Below are 9,348 nucleotides of genomic sequence, written 5' to 3'. Positions count from 1 at the left end.
ACCCACCTAACCGGGTCAATTTTGCATGCCGATTCACACGATGTTACTGGTGGGTGTTTGCCAAACCCCAATGGCTTAAAAGACAAAATGGAAATTGTCCTGCGTAAGAACGGTTTTTCGGTTGCAGCTGTGGACAAGCATGCTGATGCGATTGTTCATATTAGTGCTGTTGGTATGAAGATTGGCAGTAGTTGCGCAGCGCATGTACGGACCAGCGTTATGTTCACGACACTCAGTCTCTTGCCGAAATCTGAATACGTGCAATCTGGTACAACTGCACTTGTTTTCAATGAAATATCGATCGCTTCGATGATTCTGACAGGAGGCTTCATGCAACAGCGTTTAGCCCAAGCTGTCGAAGAACATGCAGATAAGTTATCATTGAAAATCCTCCGGGCACGAGAATTTCAGTTTGAATATCGTTAATCAAAGTTGGCAGTAGCCTACTTGGTCAGGCATTTTGAACAACGGGGTTATCTCTTGGATAATTTAAGAGACAAATTTGAAGCATGGCTTAGAGGTCATAGATTGAGCGAGAGAGTTATCGAGATGCATATGCAGTGGCATCTAAAACTCTCAAGTGCCTATGGCTATCTTGGTGATCTCCCACTTGAAGATATTGAACGTCTAGCCACCGCTCTTAATGAGCGCTGCCAGAATCCGGCTAGCCATGTGGAAATGCCTGAGCACCTGGATGTGATGCGGCTACATCCTGAAAACATCTTGTCATACCAGTGCGGGATAGATGAGTACCTCCAGTTTAGACAGTCCTTGGCCCTTGAGCGCCAATAGCCGCTTGATCTGGGCCTCACAATTGCTGGCTGGAACGTCTTCATATGGCTTTTAATTGCCTTTTGCCGCGCCTCGCACCCCCTAGCCTGCCTCTGCGAATCCAACTAATGAAAGTTGCATGAGTAGTCGCACATTCAACCGTTCTATCTTCGCGATCTTCTGCGCGGTCATTATTGTCATCCCTTTTGCAGCAGGGTACTTCAATGTAACCAGCCTTAATGCCACAGCTATGGAATGGATACAGGTGATCTCCGGCCTAGGTGCCTTGGTGATCGCAGTCCTTACCTTTCGGCTCGTCCTAGCTCAGCTCACCAAAGCAGACGCCCAGCTTTTGAAAGCTAACGTCCAGATAAAGCTTGCCCATAAGCAACTCGACCTCGCTAACGCTCAGCTCGACCTCGCCCGCAAGGATAGTGCAATACTCACTCTACAGATGAGAGCGAATGCATGGGCGGGTATTCAAATTGATCTTTCAATCATGGATGATGCCACTCCTGTTCTTCAGAACAGCAAGTTCAAGACGCTCGTAAATCTACAGCGAAAGCCCCTTCAGTATTTCCCCGACCCAGGCGTCGAGCACAAGTCCCATATCATTAAGGCTGACTTAATGCGTGGCCTTGATGATATTCGTATTCGGTTTACTGAAAATATCGTACGGACAGCGGGCAATTTGCCAGATGATGCCGACAAACTCAGATCGATGGTGGATGTGACCTTATGGGAGTTACGCGACGGGCTTGCAAGGAATGATCCTGACAGCATTGATTTATACCACGCTGCTGTTTTGGATAGGATGTCCCGTTACACCATGGAACTACAGCAATTGAAAAGCCAGTACACGGAGTTGTTGGACACTGCCAAAGCAAAATCTGATTGAGAGTGAGTTCAACCCCTCACAGCCAGCAGACGCTTAATCTCCGCTTCCATAGCTGGTGCAAAGGAGCGGGTTGCGTTGTCGTAGGCCGCCTTTGATGGGCCTATTACCATTTCATCCGGGATGCGGACACTGCTCTTGAGGCTATGGAAGCCCCTGTACCAGCGCTTACTTGCATTGAGGTTTGCCCTGAATACTGCACCAGCCCCATCCATGTTCAAGGTTTTACGGTTAGGGAAGCGTCCGCCCTTCATGAAGGCTTTCTCCAGATAAAGCCGCAGGCCCCTTGGCCGCGCTACTACCCCGCCTCTCTTCAGCTCCCTTGGCTTGAAATGCTTCAGGCTGATAAAGCCGCCCTTGGTGGTCAGCACATAAGACAGGCTGGCAGCGTTGCCCTTATAGCTTGCGCTCGCCCTCTTAGGCTTCCCCAGAGCTTTCCTGATTGTACGGGATGGCAAGCCTGTTTGCTTAGGAAGCGTCTTCAGCACGCCTTTACGCAGCTTGGTGCCGGTTTTATTGATGACCTTTCTGTAGGCGCGCTCTGCTGTCTTTCTGTTTCCTATCCGCTCAACCGCATTACGAAAGTGCACATGGTTGTCGTCTACGAATTCGAGGGTAACTGGAGGCATTATGCGGAGCCTTCTTCCGTGGCATGCGTGGTTTTGCTTTGGCCTCAGACGCTTTGTTGCTCTTTGCTGGTTGCGCTGCCCTTGTGCACGAACATGGATTTGTAACTTCTGGTTTCTTGAGCTTTGTGCTGGATAGAGCTAACCGGCCAGCAGATGTTATTTCAAAGAAAGAATTGCAGATGAATACATTGAGTAAAACTACTCTCGCCTTCATGTTTGGGCTAGTGAGCTGCCTACCTGCGAAATCAACGGAGATTGTTTCCACTCAGGAATCCGCGACTGCTGCGTTGCTCACTTCAGTCGAAGAGGTTCGTGTCCAGATAGTAGACACCGTACACGGTGATTGCTCTCCTGAACCCGAAGTACTGAAAGATAAATCTGAGAGCGCACTGCGCAAAAACGGCATACCTGTTACTGACGATACGACTGCCTCTAATGCCGCCGTGCTCTATTTGACACTTACTGGTTTCAAGCCCGGATCGAGATGTGCTGTGATGTTAGCGGCAAAGCTTTCTGTCAAATCGTATGCCATTGCCGCCCCTTCACAATACCTGCAAGAGGGCACTCGATTTAGCAATGTAGTGGATCTCAATCTCGTAGGGCACCTATATGTCACCGACAGCAATATACATTGGAACTTAACTGAAGCAGCTGGCGAGCTTGCGAATGAAGCTGCAAAAAAGATCCTACATGCGGGAGAATTTAAGTTCGAATACAAGTAGCGCTTTGTAGCGCGTTCCTCTTCCCTTAGGCGCAAGTGATATAAAACCGCGGTTCCCCGCACGCATCTACCAAACTGCTCAATGGAACTGAGCCCTTCAGTCTGTGCAGGGAGTAGACACGCAGCGTAGGTTTCCCAAGAGGTCGCGGACATGTTGTTTTTGCTGGTTTCTAGTGAGGCATCGCCAGTCTGCGGCCCATGCTTCTTTCGTTACGTTTTGGACCTGTCCGTTTTTCAGCTCGTAATTTAGTGCCACTGCCTCAGCATGCATCAAGGTCCGTGCAAGTTATACGAGTAAGTATGATGAGTGCATCTATTGAGTGCATAATTTATTTATGAATGTTAGGATAGTTTATGGTTGTAATTACAGAACTCACCGGCGGTCACGACTCTTTCCATCAATATGACGACGTTGAAGACATTGTTTACGCATATGACGGCAATGATTCTGTGCGTACCGGTAGCTTTGATGACATTGTTTATGGCGGTGGCGGTGACGACAATTTAGCAGGTGAATCTGGTAACGACACCCTTCACGGTGGCTCTGGGAATGATTTCCTGGACGGGGGTGATGGTGATGACACTCTTCACGGTGACTCTGGAGATGACGTTTTTGCTGCTGAAGCAGGAAATGATACACTCTATGGCGGCTCCGGCGACGACACTATGTTGGGGCAGGAAGGCAATGACATAATTTACGGCGGATCTGGCGACGATTATATCGAAGGTGGTATTGGTGACGACATTATCGTACCCGGACAAAGTGCAAGCATTGACTCTCATAACACCGTTTCCGGTGGTATCGGAAATGATCTCTTCGTATTCAAAGATATGGAAGGGATGACCGTCATTAAGGACTACACGGCCGGCACTGACCATATCGGTGTAATCATCGGCGAATACGAAAACATTGGTCTTGGCACCGTAACCGCAGGCCTCATCGATGGCGATTTGTATGTCGGTTCAGCACTGGTGACAGTGGACAATACATGGGTTGTGCTCGAGGGTGTCTCAGCTACACAGATTTCCGGTGCAGACTTTCTCGGTGTCGGTGCTGGTTAATTAATTTCTGTTTCATCATATATAGCCGCCAGCCCAGTGCTGGCGGCCACTAAGCCCCGTACAGATCCACCAGCAAAAGGATCAAGAACCTTTCCCTCAGGCGGACAGAACCATGCATAACAAAGCTCAGTCAGGACTGGGTCAAATATGCTTTTACTTGCCCATGAGCCGGATGCTGTGCCCTTCCCGTTGATCTCTGACCACTTAGCCATTGCGCTGGCGTATCCGCTTAGGAGGTCTTCTTTCCTTCCTTCACCACTATCAATCCCCAGGTCGAGCCAAAGGCGCTTGCGGTCTTGCCATTCCTTGGCCCTTGCGCTCAACACTGAAAAAGGCGGTACGATAAAATCTTGGCTTAGTGCCCCTTTAGTCATTCCATGCTCTCTAAGCTTGATGCTCAGGGCATTCGCTTGGGGGCTCTAAGGGCCTCAACTGGTTTAGTGTGCCGCATCTACGACACTTGATTTCAATGGGTTTCACGATTGCGCCCGGTTCGTTTTTGAACAGGAGTGCATTGCAGTAGCCACATCTGGTTGATTCCAAAATGATTCTCGACGCATAAATGCCCCCTGCTCATAATTGCTGTGAGTAGATATGGCGGGGGCGGTAATATGCAAATTCTTACCGGGCGGGTGCTGTAGTCATAAACAAGCCCGTAGCTCTGGAGGTTGCTGCCTCTTAGCCTCTCGCTTAATAGTAAGTATAGAGGCTTTCTTTTATGAGCGACTACTCCTCAGACAATATCTCGTATGATGATGCGGTTAAGTTAAAATCTGAAAACGAAGAATTGTCCCTTCGAGTAAGGCTTGGCTTAAAACGTGAAATACAATTAGAGAAAAAATTAAGAAGTAAGTTACTAATTGACTTCGCTGCTGCTGCAAGCATTTCGAGCATAATTTTTCTTTTCGCTTACCTTGCTTTACAAGCAGTCATATTGAATGATGAGAACTTCAAAATAGACGCGGGAGTTATAACCCTCATCAACCGTTCTTTAAATATCTTGCTTGAGCTAATGATACCCTTCACGTTTGGTTTCTTAGGTGCATCGGCCCGCGTTCTCTTGTCTGGATTGAGTTACCTCAGATCTATCCTGTTGCTCGTTGCATCAGGGCTAATTGCAAGTTTTGCTTGGATATCTTTAAAGTCAAAGATCTTTGTCTCACTTGTAACGGCTCATCTCCAAATAAATGCAATCCAAGTCCAAGGTAACTTGGTCAACAAGAATGATAGTGATGAAATCTACTCTCTCATTCTTGTTGTCACTTTCGTTGGAATGTTCGCATCAAACATCTTCATTGCAGTCGAGCAGCGTGTAGCCCGATTGGCAGATAAAAAATCACAACAGAGCAACAATCAGACTAATGACAACTGACACTTTGGTTTTGCATTATCATCAAGCCGCAAGTTGTCTCATCTTATCTGAATAGATACCCGATTTAGGTCGAAACTGCACGGACAAATCTTTATCAGCAAATGCGGGTAAATCTCTTTTATTACAAACATTTACCGAAATTTGATGAAGTGCTCTCTCAAAACGATCATGAGCTGTTTGTTTTGCAAGGCTCATCTGGTCCAGTACCTTCTTCGGTTGGATCTTGTAAGCGTAGCAGAACACCAGAAGCGAGAGCGCTTTTCTCTCTTCGTTTCGCTTGATGTAATGCATCCAATCCCATGTCTCTTCCATGCGGGCAATAGCTGCAGCATCCGGCCCGGTCATGTTCCTGGCTCTCTTTTCCGCTTCAGTAAGCTTCTTTGCAACGGCATTCAAAGCCGCTTCCCACTGATCATCATCACTCGGGCTGAAGTCCGGCCAGAAGCTTTGAGGTTGCCCCGGTCTGACGCCCCTCACTCTCATAAGACGCATAACAACCTGTGCCTCGATCAGCCGGTCGAGGATCACGGCATAGAGTGCTTGAATGTCGCTCATTTAGTTCTCCAGCTGTTCCAGGAATTGAAAGAATGCTGCTTCTGCTTTGCGAGCCGCCTCAAGGTGAGTTTCCGCATAACCTTGTGCAATCAGCTTTGTGTCATTCACTATCCAATGCCAGCGCTCTCCACCGTTGGGGCCTAAATCCCAATACATCAGCAGGGTCGACTCCTTTCGCTGGGGAGGTCTGGCGGTATAATCTCTTGGCTTATCAGCCCAGGTCAGTTCCCAATAAAAGACTGGCTCATATGGCTTGTCATTGCTCATGCAGACTATCTTTCCTGCTTGCTCGATCTGTTTCGTAAAGCTTCGAAACTCAAAGCGGATACATTAGCTCTTTCGTGGCAATCAGCCTTTAAACTAATCAGATGAAACAACTGGGGTGGGAGTTTGTTTTGCGAGTGATAGTGCTTCCTGCGTCTGAATAAAAACTTCTTCAGGTTCTTCTTCATGCTCCGAAAGTTCTGCAGGCGGGATTGCATATGTTGATCTAAGTTTTTTTTGTGATTTTTGTTACGTGCAGGCCAAGCTCTAAAGCACATTCTCTTCTTGTGTGAGTACGTTCAGCAAATTCGTGTTCCATAGAGAAGTAGTTTTTGGCCCACTGAATATCTGATTGTGCCTTACGATGCATGTTATCAAGAGAGAGGATATCGTAACACAAATTAGGATCTATACTGAGCCAGTCTATGTCTGCTGGGAAAGTTGGTGGTGATGGGAAATCAGTAGTGATTGTGTTCTCTTGACACACCCCATGAGCGTTTAAGTTTCCATGATCTCTAGCCACCGCAGAAAGTGACTTAGCGTACTCATCTAATATGATTATGGATCTTAAGGCCAAGTATTTGGCTCTTTCACGCTTTGATGCGATGTCTTTAAGTAAGGGTGTGAATCGGCATGCAAAATTGACCCGGTTAGGTGGGTTATGAGCGTTTAAGATTGACCCACCTGTTTGTTAGGATCCGTGCATTTAGCGCGGGGCATGAACGGGTGATATTGATGGAAAGTGCAGCCAAGATCCGCCGTCTTGTTTTACGAGATGGTCGCAGTGTCCGGTCGGTCAGTCGGGAGACCGGCCTATCGCGCAATACAATCAGAAAATATGTTAGTGATGCCTCGCCGCCGCGTTATCAACGTCAGGTTTCCCCGATCCGTCACAAGCTGGCTGCTTTTGAAAGCCGTTTATTGGAATGGTATGAACTGGAGCAGAAGCGCCCACGGCGGGAGCGGCGGACAGCCTTACAGCTCTATGAGCAACTGGTTCTTGAGGGATATACGGGCTCTTATTCTCCGGTTCAACGTTTTATCCGTGATCTGAAGCGAGCTAAACCGTGGTCTGGTGAGGCGTTCATCCCGCTGCCGTTTCAACCCGGGGATGCGCTTCAATTTGACTGGAGTGAAGAACATGTTGTGCTGGGCGGAGTTGCCCAGAAGATAAAGGTTGCCCATTTCCGTCTGTGCCACAGCCGTAAACCCTTTGTGTTTGCTTATCAGAGCGAAGCGCAGGAGATGGTTCTTGACGCCTTTGTTCGTGCCTTGACCTTTTATGGCGGTGTCCCGCGCCGGGTCATCATTGATAACCCGAAAACGATGGTGACGTTTGTGTCGCGATCCAAAGACCGGATCTATCATCCTCGTTTTCTAGCGCTGATGAACCACTATGTGATGGAACCGGTGGCGTGTACTCCGGCATCGGGTTGGGAGAAGGGTCAAGTGGAGAACCAGGTACAGTTTTTGCGCCGCCATCTTTTTACGCCAAAGCTGGTCTTTGAGGATCTGGAGGGGTTGAATGCCTGGCTGCATCTGCACTGTGACGAGCTTGGCAAGCGCTCGCATCCCGAGCAGCCTGAGCGTACGATTGATGCTGTTTTTACTGATGACTGCGCGCAGTTACGCCCCTTAGGTCGGGCCTTTGATGGCTATGTAGAAAAGACTGGTCGTGTTCGCTCAACCTGCCTGGTTCAGTATGCCAGTAATCGTTATAGCGTTCCTGCTCATTTTGCTGGCAAGCTCGTCTCACTGCGCGCATATGCTGATCGCATTGTGGTGGTTGCTGGACAGGAGATAATCGCTCAGCACACACGCGGTTTTACCAAGAATACCAGTTACTTTGAGCCCTGGCACTATGTGCCTTTGCTGGAACGTAAACCCGGAGCTTTGCGCGATGGTGCTCCCTTTGCGAACTGGCAACTCCCCAAGGCAATGCTCATGATCAAAGACCATTACATGGACAGCAAAGGCGGCGATCGGGAGTTTGTTGATCTTCTCATGCTGGTGCAGGACCATGGGATTGAGATGGTCGAGGCGGCTTGTGAACTGGCCGTTGAGCAAAACACCTTGCGCCTGCCAGCCATCATCAACCTGATCAATCAGCAGCATGATCCGGTGATCACGCCACTACCCCACAGCTATGACTATCCTCATTTGACGACGCGTCCACAGGCAAACTGCAAACGCTATGAGGCGCTGTATGTGCGCCATGAGGGGGCCGCCCTATGAACGTTCTGATCGACCAACTCACACACCTGCGCCTGCATGGAATGGCGACCTGCGCACAAGACTTGCTGGCCTCGCGCAAGCAATCAGACCTTACGACAACACTCAAACAATTGATCGACGCTGAGACTGTAGACCGTCAGGTCCGTTCCATCCAATATCAAATGCGTATCGCAAAATTCCCTCATCACAAGGATTTTGCCAGTTTCGATTATAGCGCGAGCGTCGTTACAAAGGTTCAGATCGACCCGTTCTGTTCTGGTCAGTTCACCCAGGAGGCTCACAATCTCATCCTTGTGGGCGGCACTGGATCAGGCAAGACCCATATCGCGATTGCTCTGGGAACCACATTAATCAACCAGGGAAAGAAGGTCCGCTTCTATAATGCAGTTGACCTGATCAATGCCTTGATCAAGGAGCAGGCTGATGGAAAGAGCGGGAAAATCATCCGTCAACTGACATCACTGGATTGCGTCATCATCGACGAGTTGGGCTACATCCCATTCCCAAAGTCCGGCGGTGCACTCCTGTTCCACCTCATCAGCAAGCTCTATGAGAAAACCAGTGTCATTATCACCACAAACCTGGAATTCGGCGAATGGGTATCCGTCTTCGCAGATGCCAAGATGACGACCGCGCTGCTGGACATTCTGAGCGATCTGCTGGCATCAAAGGGACAGTCGGAGTTGGTCTTAACGGAGTGTCTGTTGGTGTTTCCGGGAGTGTCTCTGGACAAAACAGCAAGGGCCATAACACTTCGAACACGAAGACAAATGCGCTTGTGAAAGCTGGAGAAGGGGTATCTATTGATCAGCCCTACTTGAGTGGTCCGGTTTGAAAGTTAGTG

Annotated in this window: 12 protein-coding genes and 1 pseudogene; 8 read left to right on the top strand and 5 right to left on the bottom strand. The window is 48.8% G+C overall.

Annotated elements, in window-relative coordinates:
• A partial coding sequence (locus tag PsWM33_RS04420) for a hypothetical protein (RefSeq protein ID WP_193778360.1) occupies nucleotides 1-426 on the top strand: 426 nt, incomplete at its 5' end.
• 484 nt (nucleotides 427-910) lie between these two features.
• Nucleotides 911-1,669 carry a hypothetical protein gene (locus PsWM33_RS04410; RefSeq protein WP_063299359.1) on the top strand — a complete coding sequence of 253 codons (759 nt, stop codon included), beginning with the start codon at nucleotides 911-913 and terminating at the stop codon, nucleotides 1,667-1,669.
• A gap of 8 nt (nucleotides 1,670-1,677) precedes the next feature.
• Here the strand turns inward: PsWM33_RS04410 and PsWM33_RS04405 are convergent, their stop codons facing one another.
• The gene (locus tag PsWM33_RS04405) at nucleotides 1,678-2,295 is read right to left on the bottom strand and encodes a hypothetical protein (protein ID WP_063299358.1); all 618 of its coding nucleotides are present in this window, start codon (nucleotides 2,293-2,295) and stop codon (nucleotides 1,678-1,680) included.
• Nucleotides 2,296-2,318: 23 nt separating this feature from the next.
• Between PsWM33_RS04405 and PsWM33_RS04400 the strand changes: the two genes are divergently transcribed.
• Both PsWM33_RS04400 and PsWM33_RS04395 read left to right on the top strand, forming a co-directional pair.
• Nucleotides 2,319-3,017 (top strand): hypothetical protein, encoded by a 699-nt coding sequence (locus tag PsWM33_RS04400; RefSeq protein ID WP_063299357.1) that lies wholly within the window; start codon nucleotides 2,319-2,321, stop codon nucleotides 3,015-3,017.
• A 353-nt stretch (nucleotides 3,018-3,370) separates the two neighbouring features.
• On the top strand, nucleotides 3,371-4,078 hold the full coding sequence (locus tag PsWM33_RS04395) for a calcium-binding protein (RefSeq protein WP_063299356.1): 708 nt from the start codon (nucleotides 3,371-3,373) through the stop codon (nucleotides 4,076-4,078).
• On the opposite strand, the gene PsWM33_RS04390 is transcribed toward PsWM33_RS04395, so the two are convergent.
• The gene (locus tag PsWM33_RS04390) at nucleotides 4,075-4,452 is read right to left on the bottom strand and encodes a hypothetical protein (protein WP_063299355.1); all 378 of its coding nucleotides are present in this window, start codon (nucleotides 4,450-4,452) and stop codon (nucleotides 4,075-4,077) included. The two genes, PsWM33_RS04395 and PsWM33_RS04390, sit on opposite strands and share 4 nt — an antisense overlap.
• 10 nt (nucleotides 4,453-4,462) lie before the next feature.
• The gene (locus PsWM33_RS28820) at nucleotides 4,463-4,621 is read right to left on the bottom strand and encodes a Com family DNA-binding transcriptional regulator (protein WP_206598977.1); all 159 of its coding nucleotides are present in this window, start codon (nucleotides 4,619-4,621) and stop codon (nucleotides 4,463-4,465) included.
• A gap of 175 nt (nucleotides 4,622-4,796) precedes the next feature.
• Here PsWM33_RS28820 and PsWM33_RS04385 point away from each other — a divergent pair, with 175 nt between their 5' ends.
• Nucleotides 4,797-5,450: a hypothetical protein gene (locus tag PsWM33_RS04385; RefSeq protein ID WP_063299354.1), complete on the top strand. Its 654-nt coding sequence runs from the start codon at nucleotides 4,797-4,799 to the stop codon at nucleotides 5,448-5,450.
• Nucleotides 5,451-5,471: 21 nt separating this feature from the next.
• Here PsWM33_RS04385 and PsWM33_RS04380 read toward each other — a convergent pair whose 3' ends face one another.
• Both PsWM33_RS04380 and PsWM33_RS04375 read right to left on the bottom strand, forming a co-directional pair.
• A complete protein-coding gene (locus PsWM33_RS04380; protein WP_063299353.1) occupies nucleotides 5,472-6,005 on the bottom strand; it encodes a DUF6362 family protein in 534 nt (177 codons plus the stop codon).
• Complete coding sequence (locus PsWM33_RS04375; RefSeq protein WP_063299352.1) at nucleotides 6,006-6,272, bottom strand: hypothetical protein; 267 nt, start codon at nucleotides 6,270-6,272, stop codon at nucleotides 6,006-6,008.
• Nucleotides 6,273-7,004: 732 nt separating this feature from the next.
• Here PsWM33_RS04375 and istA point away from each other — a divergent pair.
• The 3 genes and pseudogenes from istA to PsWM33_RS28815 all read left to right on the top strand — a co-directional run bounded on the left by istA (nucleotide 7,005) and on the right by PsWM33_RS28815 (nucleotide 9,339).
• Complete coding sequence (istA, locus tag PsWM33_RS04370; RefSeq protein ID WP_063299351.1) at nucleotides 7,005-8,504, top strand: IS21 family transposase; 1,500 nt, start codon at nucleotides 7,005-7,007, stop codon at nucleotides 8,502-8,504.
• A pseudogene (gene istB / locus PsWM33_RS04365) lies at nucleotides 8,501-9,142 on the top strand (IS21-like element helper ATPase IstB); the annotation flags it as partial. The gene istA and the pseudogene istB, both read left to right, overlap by 4 nt.
• On the top strand, nucleotides 9,100-9,339 hold the full coding sequence (locus tag PsWM33_RS28815; protein WP_446737439.1) for a hemagglutinin repeat-containing protein: 240 nt from the start codon (nucleotides 9,100-9,102) through the stop codon (nucleotides 9,337-9,339). The pseudogene istB and the gene PsWM33_RS28815, both read left to right, overlap by 43 nt.
• Nucleotides 9,340-9,348 lie beyond the last annotated feature (9 nt).

Source organism: Pseudovibrio sp. WM33, from assembly GCF_001623165.1.
Taxonomy (GTDB): Bacteria; Pseudomonadota; Alphaproteobacteria; order Rhizobiales; family Stappiaceae; genus Pseudovibrio.
Note: the sequence above shows the minus strand (reverse complement) of the source record. Positions and strands in the feature narration are given on the sequence as shown.

What these genes read in the sequence shown, in the direction of transcription:
- PsWM33_RS04385 (WP_063299354.1), top strand. Translation starts at nt 4,797, where the DNA reads ATGAGCGACTACTCCTCAGACAATATCTCGTATGATGATGCGGTTAAG.
- PsWM33_RS04390 (WP_063299355.1), bottom strand. Translation starts at nt 4,452, where the DNA reads ATGACTAAAGGGGCACTAAGCCAAGATTTTATCGTACCGCCTTTTTCA.
- PsWM33_RS28815 (WP_446737439.1), top strand. Translation starts at nt 9,100, where the DNA reads ATGGGTATCCGTCTTCGCAGATGCCAAGATGACGACCGCGCTGCTGGA.
- PsWM33_RS04400 (WP_063299357.1), top strand. Translation starts at nt 2,319, where the DNA reads ATGCGTGGTTTTGCTTTGGCCTCAGACGCTTTGTTGCTCTTTGCTGGT.
- PsWM33_RS04410 (WP_063299359.1), top strand. Translation starts at nt 911, where the DNA reads ATGAGTAGTCGCACATTCAACCGTTCTATCTTCGCGATCTTCTGCGCG.
- PsWM33_RS04380 (WP_063299353.1), bottom strand. Translation starts at nt 6,005, where the DNA reads ATGAGCGACATTCAAGCACTCTATGCCGTGATCCTCGACCGGCTGATC.
- istA (WP_063299351.1), top strand. Translation starts at nt 7,005, where the DNA reads ATGGAAAGTGCAGCCAAGATCCGCCGTCTTGTTTTACGAGATGGTCGC.
- PsWM33_RS04405 (WP_063299358.1), bottom strand. Translation starts at nt 2,295, where the DNA reads ATGCCTCCAGTTACCCTCGAATTCGTAGACGACAACCATGTGCACTTT.
- PsWM33_RS04395 (WP_063299356.1), top strand. Translation starts at nt 3,371, where the DNA reads ATGGTTGTAATTACAGAACTCACCGGCGGTCACGACTCTTTCCATCAA.
- PsWM33_RS04375 (WP_063299352.1), bottom strand. Translation starts at nt 6,272, where the DNA reads ATGAGCAATGACAAGCCATATGAGCCAGTCTTTTATTGGGAACTGACC.